We start from the raw sequence: 13,390 nt of genomic DNA on the forward strand, positions 1-13,390 counted from the left end.
TTCAGCGTGAATGTATCAGTACCCCTGACTTCCAACCTCTACAGCTCCCAGAGCCATTGAGGCCTAAGCCTCAGCAAATGCCCTTCTCCAGCCCCCCGACAGCACCTGCAAATCCTCCTCATCCAAGTCCGCAGGAGTGCCGGAGCGGATGAGCTCGGCAAAATCTTCGTTGGGCACCATGAAGCAGAGGGCGTAGAGGCGGCCTGGGCCGGTATTGTGGATTTCATGTACACCGGTCGGCGGTACCAGAATGCTATCTCCAGTTTTGATGGGGGCCGCTTTTCCATCGCAAATGGCCAGGCCTTCCCCCTTGAGAACAAAAAACATTTCCACAGCCATTTGATGGCGATTTGGAGGGGTTTTGCCTCCCTCATCGAAGATCTCCACACAAAAGGTTAGAGAAATCTGAGCATGAGAAGGATCGAACACGATGGCCAGGCGATTGGTATCGTGGGGGCTGATGCGAAAAGCCTGATAATCGGCAGGGGTTTTAACAATTGGAATCACGCAGCGGGAAAGCGTTTGCATCCGGATCCTCCGCTCAAGAGATGAGGGGTGAATAGTGGGCAAGTGCTAACAGGGGAGAGCCGCGAGCAAATCTGAGGAGGAGGCGACAAAGCCAAAGCACTGCTTGACGTTGTAGAGGGTAGCTAGCAAACAGTATTCAGGAGAGGTGGTGGCGGCGCAGTCTTCCAGCAAAATGCAGTCGTAGCCGAGGAAATTGGCATCTTGCAGCGTGGTCATGACGCACTGGTCGATGTTCACGCCGGCAAAAAAGAGGGTGGTGCGCCCCAGGTTTCTGAGAATGCTATCGAGAGGGGTATCCCAAAAGCCGCTCATGCGGAACTTATCCACCCAGATATCCTCGGGCTTGACCTCCAGTTCCTCCACCACAGCAGCGCCCCAACTGCCCCGCGTGAGGACCAAAGACCCGTTCTTAGGCAAGGGATCCCCCAGCCCTACTCCCTCTCCGGTGGGGTTGTACACATGTCGCAAGCCGGCGCTGATGTTGAGCAAGTCAGGGCGATTGCCCCAGTTCACCCACACAATCGGCACTTGAGCTTGTCGCAGGCGGGGCAGCAGGGCTTTTAGAGGGCCGATGGGAGCCCGTGCAGGTGTAACATCGACGCCGATGCTGGCCAGCCAACCGTCGGGATGACAAAAGTCGTTTTGCATGTCGATCACCAGCAGCGCCGCTTTGGCCAGATCCAAGCGCAGGGTTTTGCTGGAGGTGGGCAGCAGGATGGGCCGGGGATCCAAGGGCGGACGGGTGAGGTCGGCCATTTCGGCATTCACAGCCCAGGCATTGGGAGGGATCCCAAGGGTCTTCAAGGGGCGATTGGGAGTGCTCATGGATTCTCCGCTCGCGTCGCGCAGCAGTGGGATCAGGTGGGGCGGATGACCCACAACTACGCTCGACCTTAATGCACAGCCAACCTCACTTTGGAATCGTAGGCTACACTTTCTCACCTTATTAACGCATGGGATCCCCCAGGGTCAGTTGATAGGGATTGAGATGAGGATGATCCGAAAGGGTGCCCAGGGATCCCTCCCTGCACGCTATGCTGTAGAAACTTGAAATGATTATGTAGAAGCATGAGCATCCTGCGGCAATATATCTTTCCCGCTCTCATCCTGCTGGTGTTTCTGTTTACCCTGGTGGTGGTGAGCATTCGCTCGTTTCTGCCGGAGGATATGGCCCAGCCTGCCCCTCTAGAAGAAGCGACGCCTGTGGCCCTTTCTGCAAATGCCTGAGGATGGCTGAACAAGGGATCCCTCTGCCTGTGGGTTATCGTTGGCGCATCGGTTCAGCCTGGGATCGGCCCTGGGTGCGACGAGGATTGCAGGCCACGTTGCAGGAATCTTTTCCAGAGCAAAGCAACTGGGATCACCTAGAAGAGACGCTGGATCGCCTCTTCGACCCACCCCGCACCCCCTGCTGGTGGATCTTGAAAGAAGAAACTGCAGAGCCGGTGGGCTGTGTTTGGGCCGGCATCTCCACCGATCAAGCCACCCATCGGCGGGTAGCCTACATTTTTCTGCTCTGGGTGGATCCCGCCCATCGCCGGCAGGGCCTGGGCAAGGCCCTCATTCAGCAGGTGGAACGATGGGGATCCCAGCAGCAGCTGGCGGCCATCACCCTGCAGGTTTATCGCCATAACCAGGCTGCCCTCAATTTCTACAAGCGGGCCCATTTCTCCGTGCAAGGCTACTGGCTGTACAAACCCCTCGGCGCCGCTGGCGTGGCAGAACCAAAAGGTTATGAAGTTTTGTAAATAAGCTGGGATCCGCTCTCAGTTGCTCTTTTGATGAAAGCGGTGGCAAAGACTGGAGGGAAAGCCCATGTCCAGACCCGTCAAGCTAAGTGAAGCCGAGATCCAGGCCAAGCTGGAAAATCTGCCCGGCTGGTCTTTGCAGGATGGGAAGCTGCATCGTCAATTTCAGTTTCGCTCCTTTGTCGAAGCCTTTGGCTGGATGAGCAGTGTGGCCTTGGTGGCCGAGAGCATGGGGCACCATCCCGAATGGACCAATGTCTACAACCGCGTGCGGGTGCATCTTACCACCCACGATGCCGGGGGCATTACAGAACTGGACTTTACCCTGGCGCAACGCATGAACGAGCTGGCCAGCTAGACGCTTCAGTACCCAACTTTGGGGATCCCTCAAAGCCGGCTTGGCAGAGGATCCCCATTTTGTCGCTGCCTCAAAGTTGTGTTGGATTGTGTTGGGAGCTGTGTCGGTCTGATAGACTAAGCCTAAGGTTAAGAAATGATAATTTTATGAACGTGCTGGTTGTGGGGGCGACGGGAACGCTGGGCCGTCAAGTGGTACGCCGAGCCATCGAAGAGGGACACCAAGTTACCTGTCTGGTGCGAAATCCGGCAAAGGCTGCTTTCTTAAGTGAATGGGGCGCTCACCTGAAGGTGGGAAACCTGCTTCAGCCCAGCACCCTCAACTCCGCGATGGAAGGCATCGAGGCGGTGCTCGACTGTGCTACGGTGCGGGTGACCGATACCCTCAGCGCCCGTCAGGTGGACTGGGATGGCAAAGTTGCCCTGATCAATGCGGCACGGGCTGCCCAGGTAGGGCATTTTATCTTTTTCTCCATCATGGGCGCCCACCACGAGTATCCCAATGTGCCCCTGATGAATTTCAAGCATCACATTGAGAAGTATTTGGTTGGATCCCAGATGCCCTACACCATTTTCCGGCCAGCGGGCTTTATGCAGGGGTTGATTGGCCAGTACGCCATCCCCATCTTGGAAGAACAAATCGTCTGGGTAACCGGCGAGGGCATGCCAACGGCCTACCTAGACACCCTAGATGCAGCCCGGTTTGCGGTGCGAGCTCTCACTGTAGAAGCTGCCAAGCAGCAAATCTTTCCCTTGGTGGGGCCCAAGGCTTGGACGGCTCGAGAAGTCATTGCCTTGTGCGAGCAGCTCTCCGGCAAAAAGGCCAAAGTCAGCACCATGCCGCTGGGACTGCTGAGAGGGGCGCGCAAGGTGGCGCAGTTTTTTCAGTGGAGCTGGAACATTGCCGACCGGCTGGCGTTTGTGGAGGTGATCGCGGCCAAAGAACCCATGCACGCCGATATGACGCCTGTATGCGAAACCCTGGGGATTGAACTGGCCTCTCTGACCTCTCTTGAGGACTACCTAGCGGAGTATTTCCAGAAGATGTTGAAACGGATTCGCGAGCTGAAGGTCAAGCAACCCAAAGTCAAAACGCCCTTCTAGGTCGTTGTTCTCAATCTTCATCTTCTTGGCAATTTCACAGGGACTTACGATGGTAGCCTTGGGATGAAGAGGTGAATGGGATCCTGCTTGCGTTAGCCTATCGAAGACCGGAAGTAGGGCAGCAGAACTTCGGGGATGTCCTAGAGCCATTCACGGTATCTGCGCAGCCGGGGATCCTGAGTTCCCAAGGGGTTCATTTCCATCTACGCTTTAGAGAGTGAGGGGGTGACAACGACAGAGGTTATTCTGCTCCCCCTGCTTGAACTATAGATTTTTGTCTATAGTTTTTATCGGAAAGTTCAATTTTTATCTATCCTAGTTCGCAGCTAAGATGCTGCTTAAGACTTTTTACAGGATCTCAGCAAGTGTTCCAGTTTGGCCAAGATCCCTGGCCGAAGGAGGATTATGAGCTTGAACGGGCTGGTCACAACTGCATGGCTGATTCCCCTCTACGCCTTGGTGGGGTGGGCGGGAGCGCTGATCTGGTCCCCAGGAATCACCCGGCGCACGGGACCACGTCCGGCAGGTTATCTGAATGCGCTCTTGACGTTGATGGCCTTCCTGCACAGCGTGGGGGCGCTGGTGGCAATTTGGGATCAGCCGGCGCAGGTCATTCGGTTGCCCTGGCTACAGGTAGGGGATCTGATGTTAGAGCTGCCGCTGCAGGTGTCATCGGTAACTCTGGGGGCCTGCGCTGTGGTGACGGGGCTGAACCTGGTGGCCCAGATCTACGGCTTTGGCTACATGGAAATGGACTGGGGCTGGGCGCGGTTTTTCTCCCTGCTGGGCCTGTTTGAGGGGGGGATGTGTGCCTTGGCTTTGTGCGACTCCCTCTTTTTCAGCTACGTGATCCTGGAGATTTTGACCCTGGGCACTTACCTGTTGGTGGGCTTTTGGTTCAACCAATCGCTGGTGGTGACGGGAGCGCGGGATGCTTTTTTAACCAAGCGCATCGGCGACCTGTTGCTCTTGATGGGGGTAATCGCCATCTATCCCCTGACCGGCTCCTGGGAGTTTGAGGATTTGGCGGCCTGGGCAGAGGCGGTGCAGGCAGGATCTGTCACTGTGGATCCGACCTTGATTGCGCTGGTGGGGCTGGGGTTGCTGGCCGGCCCGGTGGGCAAGTGTGCCCAGTTCCCATTGCACCTGTGGCTAGATGAGGCGATGGAAGGGCCGATCCCGGCCTCGATTTTGCGGAACGCAGTGGTGGTGGGCACAGGGGCCTGGGTGTTGATTCGCCTGCAACCCCTCTACGAGCTTTCCCCAACAGTGCTAAGGGTGATGCTAACCATCGGCGGCTTGACGGCGGTGGGGGGATCCCTGGTGGCCTTGGCCCAGATCGACGCCAAGCGAGCTTTGTCTTATCTGGTGAGTGCCTACATGGGCTTGATTTTTGTGGCGGTGGGCACCGGTCATCCCCAGCAAGCCTATGGGTTGCTGCTGACCTATGCTCCGGCCATGGCTCTGTTGGTGATGGCTCCGGGCACGGTGATCTGGAACAGCATTACCCAGGATTTGCGCTACCTGGGCGGGCTGTGGTCGCGGCGTCCTATCTCAGGGCTGTGCTTCTTGACCGGAATGGCCGGAATCATCGCTTTGCCGCCTTTCGGTTCCTTTTGGGTGCTGACGGATCTGTGGCAGCAGTTGGTGCAATCGGGGCAGGGGTTGTGGGCGGCAGTCGTGCTGGTCACCAATGCTGTAACGGCCCTAGGGCTGACACGGGTGTTTGGCCTGATCTGGGGGGGCAAGCCGCAGCAGATGAGCGAGCGTTCGCCGGAGGTGCATTGGCCGATGATGCTGCCCATGACGGTCACGATGGGGGTGGCGCTGCACATGCCCATGATCCTAGCGGCACTAGGTCTGATTCCCGCTCTGGAAGGGATCCCTGTTGGGGTAATGACGGGATCCAGCCTGACGGGGATTGCCTTGGGAACCTGGCTATACCTGCGTCCGCAGCGACGACCGGTGGACTGGGCCTTCTTGGCCGACTGGCAGGATTTGTTGGCCAACGACTTCTACACCCCCAAGCTCTACCGGGCCAGTGTGGTGTTTGCGGTACGCATCATCTCTGAGGTTACAGCCTTGTTCGACCGCTATGTGGTAGACGGCTTGGTAAATTTGACCAGCTTGGCGGTATTGGCGGGTGGACAGGTTTTGAAATACACCACCTCTGGCCAGTTGCAAGCCTACGTGCTGACGATTGTGGTGGGGGTGGCCCTGCTGGGCTGGCTGATTCTCTAGGCTTGGGCAAGGTAGCGGGACGGAGTCCTTAGATAAAGAGGGAAAAGACCATGCTGAGTGCCTTGATTGTGTTGCCGATCTTGGGATCCCTGCTCCTGTTCTTAGGCTTGGGGGGGCGAAAGCTGGCGGTGGCCTTGGCCGGGATCCTGCTGGGGATCTCGCTGCTGCTGTTTGCCAACTTTGACCTGCAAGCGGAAGGGCTGCAGTGGGTGCAGCGGTGGGATTGGATCCCGGCAATTGGGCTGAGCTACTCCCTGGGCCTGGACGGGTTTTCCCTGCTGATGGTGGCTTTGAATGGGCTGCTCACGCTGATTGCGGTGCTGACGGCTGAGCCAGAGGTGAAGCGGCCCAACCTCTTATACGGCTGCATTTTGCTCATGAGCGGGTCGGTCAACGGGGCTTTTGTTGCCCAGAACCTGCTTTTGTTCTTCTTGTTTTACGAGCTGGTGCTGATCCCGATCTACCTGCTCATCTCCATTTGGGGCAGCCCCAAGCGGGATTATGCTGCCATCAAGTTTTTGATTTACACCGCCGTTTCCGCCATCTTTCTGTTGGGGGCCTTTTTGGCCATCTACTGGCTGGGGGATCCCCATAGCTTTGAGCTGCTGGAGATCCGCATCACCTCTCTCAGCCCTGTTGCCCAGACCTTGACGCTGTTGGCCTTGATCGTGGCTTTCGGCATTAAGATGCCGCTGATCCCCTTCCACACCTGGTTGCCTGATGCATACGGGGAGTCGTCGCCGCCAGTGGCCATCCTTCTGGGAGGGATCCTCTCCAAGTTAGGCACGTACGGTCTGTTTCGCTTTGGGCTGCAGTTGTTTCCCCAAGCTTGGGCCGACCTGGGCGGGATCCTAGCCTGGTGGGGAGCCATTGCCGTGCTGTCGGGGGCTTTGGCAGCCATCGCCCAAAAAGACATCAAGCGCATGGTGGCCTACAGCTCCATCGGCCACATGGGCTACATCTTGCTGGGCATGGCGGCAGCCACCCCCATTAGCCTGACCGGGGCGATGGTGCAGATGGTCTCCCATGGTCTCATCTTGGCGCTGCTGTTTGATCTGGTGGGCTTGGTGGAGCGCAAAGTGGGAACGCGGGATCTGAACGTACTCAACGGCCTGCTCAACCCCTTGCGAGGCTTGCCCACAGTGAGCGCCCTGCTCATCTTGGGGGGGATGGCCAGCGCCGGGATCCCTGGCCTGGTGGGCTTTGTGGCGGAGTTTTTGATCTTCCAGGGCAGCTATCAGGATTTTCCTTTGCCGACTTTGATCAGCATCTGTGGCACCGGCTTGACGGCGGTGTACTTTGTGATTTTGCTGAACCGCACCTGCTTTGGCAGGTTGGACAACCGCACCGCCTACTACCCGCGCGTGCACGGCTGGGAGCGGATCCCAGGGCTGATTTTGACGGCCTTGATCGTTTGGTTTGGGATCCAGCCCATGAGCCTGGTGAAATGGCCGCAACCGTTGGCCTTTACCCTATCCACCCAGGTGGCTCAGGCCCAAACGCTTATCTTGGCATCAGCCGGTGACCTTGCCCCCATCACCCTCTCTGGAGCCGATCCAGGCAAGCGGGAAACTTCCAGGAATTGAGATCCCAGGGAATGACCTCAAGGAGCCAGAACTTTTGAAGAGTTGGAGACTTCTTCCATGACGACAACCCTTACAACCCGCAAGCTTCCCCCTTCTACCCACCCTTTTGCGGATGTAGTCCACCGCTTGGAGGCTGGGGGATCCATGCTGCCAGATACGCCGGAAAACCTGATGCAAATTATCGGCCTCTACAAAGCCTATGCCGTGCCAATGGATTTCTACTGGCGGGATCTGCTCTACATTGCCGAGCAGGTGTTTGTGGATCCCTTGCCTTTTTTCAAGTTCATCATTCCTGAGGAATACCTGAAGCTGGCCAACCACTACGCGGGGGATAACGCGGATTTGCGCATTTGGCGAGGCCAGGCTACGGCCCATCCCGAGCTGCTGGAGTTCATGGAAAAAGGGGAGCTGAAGCGCAAGCTGCCCAGGATTTTGCATCACCTCTGGCATGACCGCATCAACATGGAATTTGCCGAAGAATGTATGCGGGCCATGCTCTGGCACCGGGATATGGGGGGCTTGCTGGATCCCTACATGGATTCCGAAGAATACAAGCAAAATGCCGACCGCGCCATCCGCGCCTATTGCCAGGGCAACCCCTTGTTGATGGGGCTATACAAGCTCTTCCCCGATATGTTTTTGGAGCTGTGCCGCCAGGCCACTATGTACTCGGTGTTGGGCCTGTTTTGGGAGGTGATGGCTCCGGTCTTTTTTGAGATGAGCGATCTCTACGATGAAGGCAAAATTACCAGCGTGCCGGAGGCGATGAACTTTCTGGTCAACGGGATCTTCGCCATTGCCGGACGACCCATCTACCACCGCGTGCGTATTCGGGGAGAATGGTACGATATTGTGCCCAAATCCAAAGGATTCACCTGGCTATATGAGGCTGCCTTCCCCTATGTAGAGGCCGTGTTTTATCGCACCTCTCCTTTCCGCGGCACTAAGTCCTACAACGCCCAGGCCAACGAAGTTCCCACCAACCAGTTGGACTTCCACTACGGGATCCTCTACGCCGATAAGTTTCCGGTGGGCACCGCCGGGATCCCGCCCACGCTCTTGCACCAGGATATGTACCACTTTTTGCCCCAGTATTTGGTGGAGTATTATCGCAAGCATTGCCGCGGCGAAGAGGATATGCTGATTCAATTGGGGGTTAGCTTCCAGCGCTCCATGTACAACGTCACCTCAGCCGTGATTCAGGCGGGAAGGGCCGCTTTCTTGTATCCCCTTGATGATCCAAATCCACGGCACTTGATGATGAACCGCCGTTATTTTGAGGGACAACTCAATCGCTTCACCCGACCGGAATATGGGATCCGGGAAGCAGCCCGCCTCGCCTACATTCAGGATCAGAATTATCGCTAGCCTGTGGCAACTTTAATGATCCCAAAGCCTTTCGAGCAGCAATCCAGTTAGCAACAACTTCACAGCAAAAGGATCCCGGCCATGCCCGATATTGTCGATATTGCCGTCTCTGCTGAGGGCTTTTCCACCTTGGTAACTGCCGTTAAAGCGGCAAACCTGGTAGACACCCTCAAAAGCCCTGGCCCCTTTACCGTTTTTGCCCCCACCGATGGGGCTTTTGCCAAGCTGCCCCCTGGCACCATCACCACCCTGGTGCAAAATATCCCCCAACTGACTCGCATCCTGTGTTACCACGTGGTGCCCGGCCGCTTGAAAAAGGCGGATTTGGCCAAGTACCAAAGTGTGGGCTCGGTAGAGGGATCCCCCATCGACTTGTTGATCGAAGGGGACGTTTTCGAGGTCAATAACGCCACCGTTATCCAAGCCGACATCGAAGCCGATAACGGCATCATCCACGTCATTGACACCGTCATCCTGATGCGGCCCCACTGGTTCTGGCCGATCATGAACTCTGCTTTGGCCGCCTCGGCCAGAGGATAAACGGATCCATCCTGAACGGAGGTTGGGGAAAGTGCCTGGGTGAACCCTCTCCCCCTCTCCGCAACTTTATAGGTACGGTCAGAGATTTCTGCTCCGCGTGCAGTCTACACCATCCCCCGCCCCCCACAGGGTGGGGATTTTTGTCTCTCGGTAGCAGTGATGTCGCCGTCTTTTAAACCCAGAGATGAATCCGAAGCTTGGCCTGATACGTACCTTATTTAGCCTGTTCTCTGACCGAGGAGCTTTTTTCCATGTTGTTGATCGGTTTTGCCCTTCGGCCTCGTTCAATTTTCGAGGCTTTTTGCGGCTTTTGCCTGGTTGCTGTCTTGTTTCTCAGCGGTTAAGGAAGCTTTACAAATCTCACAACCTCACTTCTACCCATTGCTAACTTTGGCCCTGGACATATTCACATTGCTCAGCCGCAGCCAGGACAATCTTTCGCCCAGGCCACAGGGCCGGTGGTCTTTGTCTTGAACATGTTGCCGAATCCAGGCAATCAGTCGGGGAATTTCCGACTGGAAGCCAACCTCACCCCTGAGCAAGTCTCCAGCTTTTTGGCCGGAGCTTACTACATCAACATTCACACGCAGGCCAACCCGCCGGGCGAGTTGCGAGCCCAGGTGGTTTTCCCTCGCTAAGGTTTGATCCAGTACCCCATCTGGGATCCCCGCAGGTGAGGGGATCCCTAATTTTTGCGGACGGATTGGCTGTTCTGTGAACTCCCCCACAGTCAGTCGTGCCGGCAGGACAGAGTTTCTGTGTAGCTCCTGGCCAGCAGCTTTCGGTAGTCCTGGAGCCGGCCTGCCAGTCCCCTTTACAGAGCGAGCTGTAGGCTTCACCTCTGGGCTAGCTGTGGAGCGCCAAGGGAATAACTACACAGGTTGTTGCCCACCTACAATGGCCCGACAGCGAATGTAGGGGCCGCCCGCATCCACCTTGGCCGGTTGACCCTTGCCACAATGGCCGGATCCCAAGTCCCACAGGAAGTCCCGCGAGACGGCATCCACCGATTGCAGCACCTCAAAAGCATTGCCGGTGATGGTGACACCGCGCAGCAACTCCGCCAGCTTGCCATCGCGAATGCGGTAGGCCCGCTCTACCCCAAACATAAACTCGCCCGTGGAGTCCGCCTGCCCGTTCCTGGCCCCATCCAGGAAGTAGCCATCGGGAGTGCTGGCGATGATTTCCTCTAGCGTTTGGGATCCGGGTTCAATGAAGGTGTTGCGCATGCGGATCAAAGGCTCATCGGCATATTCCCAGGCGCGGGCATTGCCGGTGGGCTCTACGCCAAAGTGGGCAGCAGTTTCGCGGTTGTGGAGATAGCTGACCAGAATGCCGTTTTGGATGATGGTGGTGCTTTGGGTAGGAACGCCCTCGTCGTCCACAGGAAGGGTTCCCCCTGCCCCCGGCATAAACTCTGAATGGCCGGAGTCTTTGAGGGTAACCCAGTCGCTGGCCACCCGCTGCCCCAGCTTGCCGGCAGCCACAGAACCCGCCAGAACAAAATCCGCCTCGACCGTGTGGCCAATGGCCTCGTGCACCAACAGCCCCACGATGGAAGGCGACAGAATAACCGTGGCCCATCCCCCTTCTGCGTAGCCTGCGGACAATAAATCAACCGCGGTAGCAGCCGCCTTTTCCGCCATCTGCAAGGGATGCGAGCGGAACAGGCAATCCCATCCCCCTGTTACCCCAATGGCCTCGGAGCCACTGCTGAGCTGGCCGGCAGCTTCGGCCACCGCCTGAACTCGCAGCTCGGGGCGCACCAGACGAAAGGCCACATCCGCCCCATCGGTGGTGACGATGGCTTTTTCCTCGTAAATCTCGTTGTAGGTGCAACTGGCGGAGCTAATTTGGCGAGAGGCCTGCCGGGCCTGTGCCTCGGTTTCCAGAGCCAACTGGATCTTCGCCTCCAGCGGCTTATTCAGCACCTCCTCCACACCGGGCTCGCAGAACTCCCCTTGGGCCAGCCGCACACTGGGCAGGGATCCCAGCTTTTGTTTGCGGTAGTCGGCGCTGGCTTGGGCGGCACGGCGAGCTTCAGCGATGGCCTCCCGAATGGCAGCCGGCGAGGGATCCCCGGTGGCAGCAAAGCCCCAAGTGCCGGCCTCCAACACCCGCACCCCCACTCCGGAACGGCGACGAACCGCGGTGCGCTCAAGGCGGCCCTTCTCGGCAGTGACGCTGCGGAACACCTTGCTGTGGTAGCGCAGTTCCACAAAGCCAGAGCAGTCCCGAAGGATGTCGCGCAGAAGGTCTCGCATAGCAACAGGGAGATGGGTGTAGTCCTCAGTCCAGCATAGCCCGATCCTGGAAAGTCGATGAGCTGCCACGCCGAGTGAAAGCCCCGATCCCGTTCGTGTCAGCAGTGCGGAACATTTTGGCCAGGCCCGCCGTTAGAGGACAAAGTTAACCAGCTTTTTCGGCACCACCACCACTTTTTTAGGCGTTGCCCCTTCCAGATATTTCTGCGCTGCTTCTGACCGAAGGGCCAACCGTTCCTGCTCCTCCGGCGTCACCTCGGCAGGGGCCTCAAACGAGCCGCGCAATTTGCCGTTCACCTGAATCACGATGGTCACCGTGTCGGCCACCAGCGCTGCCGGGTCATAGCTGGGCCAAGACTGCCGATGCACCGAGTCTGCGCCCCCCAGCGCCTGCCACAGCTCCTCCGCAATATGGGGGGCAAAAGGCGCCATCAGCAACACCAGCGTGCGGATCCCCTCTGCATAAACCGGCGAATCCAGGATCCCGGCCTCCCCCAGAGCATTGCTCAGCTTCATCAGCTCGGCAATGGCGGTGTTGAATTGATAATCGTTTTCCAGATCTTCGCTGACTTCCTTGATGGCGGTGTGGATGGCCCGGCGCAGATCTTTTTCCGCCTTGGTCAGGGATCCCACCTCGACCTTGGCCGGCAACAGCTCTGAGACCCTGCCCCGCCAGGACTCCGTCCCGCCACCGCGAACGACAAACTCGTACACCTGCCGCCAGACGCGGTTGAGAAAGCGAAATTGCCCTTCCACGTCGGCATCGTCCCACTCCAGATCCTTCTCCGGCGGGGCCTTGAACAAGATAAACATGCGGGCCGTATCTGCCCCGTAGTGGGCCAGCACCTCCTCAGGATCCACGCCGTTGCCCTTGGACTTGGACATGGTAGCGTAGATAACTTGCAGGGGCTCGCCCGTTTCCGGATCCCGCGGGTCGTTGGGATCCTGCACCAGAGCTGCCGGGATCCAGCGATCCTTGCCGGACTTGTTGGGGTTGTAGTAAGTGCGCCCTTGCACCATCCCCTGGGTGAGCAGACGCGAGAACGGCTCGTCAAAATCCAGCAGCCCCCGATCCCGCAACACCTTGGTAAAAAAGCGGGAATAGAGCAGGTGCAGGATGGCGTGCTCGATGCCGCCCACGTACTGATCCACCGGCAGCCAGGCGTTCACCTGGTCTTTGCGGAAGATCTCTCGGTCGTTGCGGGCATCGCTAAAGCGCAGGAAGTACCACGACGAGCAGATGAAGGTGTCCATGGTATCGGTTTCTCGGCGGGCTTCCGTGCCACAGGTGGGGCATTTCACCTTCACCCAGTTCTCCAGCTGGGCCAACGGGGATCCCCCTCGCCCCGTCAGCTCCACATCCTCCGGCAAGAGCACCGGCAGATCCTTCTCCGGCACCGGCACAATGCCACAGTGGGGACAATGGATCACCGGGATGGGACAACCCCAATAGCGCTGCCGCGAGATCAGCCAATCCCGCAGGCGGTAGTTGATCTGCTTTTCCCCCAGCCCCTGTGCCTCTAGCCAGGCGATGGCCCTTTCCACGCTTTGCCCTGGGCCTTTGCCCACCGGGATCCCGTCTAGGGGGCCAGAGTTGATCATCACCCCTTCCCCCGTCCAGGCAGCCTGCAGTTCTGAGGACTCCGTCCCGCTG

General features: G+C 57.9%; 13 protein-coding genes. 9 read left to right on the forward strand and 4 right to left on the reverse strand.

Going from position 1 to position 13,390, the window contains the following annotated elements:
* Positions 1-63: 63 nt before the first annotated feature.
* Positions 64-528 carry a cupin domain-containing protein gene (locus NW819_RS03085; protein ID WP_011434408.1) on the reverse strand — a complete coding sequence of 155 codons (465 nt, stop codon included), beginning with the start codon at positions 526-528 and terminating at the stop codon, positions 64-66.
* Between the two features lie 45 nt (positions 529-573).
* The gene (locus tag NW819_RS03090) at positions 574-1,407 is read right to left on the reverse strand and encodes a cysteine hydrolase family protein (RefSeq protein WP_414342475.1); all 834 of its coding nucleotides are present in this window, start codon (positions 1,405-1,407) and stop codon (positions 574-576) included.
* 189 nt (positions 1,408-1,596) lie between these two features.
* On the opposite strand from NW819_RS03090, the gene NW819_RS03095 reads away from it, so the two are divergent.
* From NW819_RS03095 to NW819_RS03135, 9 genes are all read left to right on the forward strand, one after another.
* Positions 1,597-1,755, forward strand: a complete 159-nt coding sequence (locus NW819_RS03095) for a hypothetical protein (RefSeq protein ID WP_011434410.1) — start codon at positions 1,597-1,599, stop codon at positions 1,753-1,755.
* Positions 1,756-1,784: 29 nt separating this feature from the next.
* The gene (locus NW819_RS03100) at positions 1,785-2,276 is read left to right on the forward strand and encodes a GNAT family N-acetyltransferase (RefSeq protein ID WP_414389179.1); all 492 of its coding nucleotides are present in this window, start codon (positions 1,785-1,787) and stop codon (positions 2,274-2,276) included.
* A gap of 67 nt (positions 2,277-2,343) precedes the next feature.
* Positions 2,344-2,634 (forward strand): 4a-hydroxytetrahydrobiopterin dehydratase, encoded by a 291-nt coding sequence (locus NW819_RS03105; protein WP_414412852.1) that lies wholly within the window; start codon positions 2,344-2,346, stop codon positions 2,632-2,634.
* Positions 2,635-2,780: 146 nt separating this feature from the next.
* Complete coding sequence (locus NW819_RS03110; protein ID WP_414408661.1) at positions 2,781-3,737, forward strand: NAD(P)H-binding protein; 957 nt, start codon at positions 2,781-2,783, stop codon at positions 3,735-3,737.
* Between the two features lie 405 nt (positions 3,738-4,142).
* Positions 4,143-5,978, forward strand: coding sequence for an NAD(P)H-quinone oxidoreductase subunit F (locus NW819_RS03115; RefSeq protein ID WP_414412853.1), 1,836 nt, complete (start codon positions 4,143-4,145; stop codon positions 5,976-5,978).
* A 50-nt stretch (positions 5,979-6,028) separates the two neighbouring features.
* A complete protein-coding gene (locus NW819_RS03120; protein ID WP_414412854.1) occupies positions 6,029-7,564 on the forward strand; it encodes an NADH-quinone oxidoreductase subunit M in 1,536 nt (511 codons plus the stop codon).
* A 57-nt stretch (positions 7,565-7,621) separates the two neighbouring features.
* Positions 7,622-8,932 (forward strand): CO2 hydration protein, encoded by a 1,311-nt coding sequence (locus NW819_RS03125; RefSeq protein ID WP_414342182.1) that lies wholly within the window; start codon positions 7,622-7,624, stop codon positions 8,930-8,932.
* 81 nt (positions 8,933-9,013) lie between these two features.
* A complete protein-coding gene (locus NW819_RS03130) occupies positions 9,014-9,472 on the forward strand; it encodes a fasciclin domain-containing protein (RefSeq protein ID WP_011434417.1) in 459 nt (152 codons plus the stop codon).
* 380 nt (positions 9,473-9,852) lie between these two features.
* Positions 9,853-10,110, forward strand: a complete 258-nt coding sequence (locus NW819_RS03135; protein WP_414374720.1) for a CHRD domain-containing protein — start codon at positions 9,853-9,855, stop codon at positions 10,108-10,110.
* Between the two features lie 234 nt (positions 10,111-10,344).
* Here the strand turns inward: NW819_RS03135 and NW819_RS03140 are convergent, their stop codons facing one another.
* Positions 10,345-11,736 carry a TldD/PmbA family protein gene (locus NW819_RS03140; RefSeq protein ID WP_414357839.1) on the reverse strand — a complete coding sequence of 464 codons (1,392 nt, stop codon included), beginning with the start codon at positions 11,734-11,736 and terminating at the stop codon, positions 10,345-10,347.
* A 132-nt stretch (positions 11,737-11,868) separates the two neighbouring features.
* A partial coding sequence (gene leuS, locus NW819_RS03145) for a leucine--tRNA ligase (protein WP_414412855.1) occupies positions 11,869-13,390 on the reverse strand: 1,522 nt, incomplete at its 5' end.

This window comes from Synechococcus sp. R8-2 (assembly GCF_047461715.1).
Classification (GTDB): domain Bacteria; phylum Cyanobacteriota; class Cyanobacteriia; order Thermostichales; family Thermostichaceae; genus Thermostichus.

Excerpts from the sequence above, each read along its gene's own strand:
- NW819_RS03085 (WP_011434408.1), bottom strand. The coding sequence starts at position 528 with ATGCAAACGCTTTCCCGCTGCGTGATTCCAATTGTTAAAACCCCTGCC.
- NW819_RS03095 (WP_011434410.1), top strand. The coding sequence starts at position 1,597 with ATGAGCATCCTGCGGCAATATATCTTTCCCGCTCTCATCCTGCTGGTG.
- NW819_RS03105 (WP_414412852.1), top strand. The coding sequence starts at position 2,344 with ATGTCCAGACCCGTCAAGCTAAGTGAAGCCGAGATCCAGGCCAAGCTG.
- NW819_RS03110 (WP_414408661.1), top strand. The coding sequence starts at position 2,781 with ATGAACGTGCTGGTTGTGGGGGCGACGGGAACGCTGGGCCGTCAAGTG.
- NW819_RS03115 (WP_414412853.1), top strand. The coding sequence starts at position 4,143 with ATGAGCTTGAACGGGCTGGTCACAACTGCATGGCTGATTCCCCTCTAC.
- NW819_RS03120 (WP_414412854.1), top strand. The coding sequence starts at position 6,029 with ATGCTGAGTGCCTTGATTGTGTTGCCGATCTTGGGATCCCTGCTCCTG.
- NW819_RS03125 (WP_414342182.1), top strand. The coding sequence starts at position 7,622 with ATGACGACAACCCTTACAACCCGCAAGCTTCCCCCTTCTACCCACCCT.
- NW819_RS03130 (WP_011434417.1), top strand. The coding sequence starts at position 9,014 with ATGCCCGATATTGTCGATATTGCCGTCTCTGCTGAGGGCTTTTCCACC.
- NW819_RS03140 (WP_414357839.1), bottom strand. The coding sequence starts at position 11,736 with ATGCGAGACCTTCTGCGCGACATCCTTCGGGACTGCTCTGGCTTTGTG.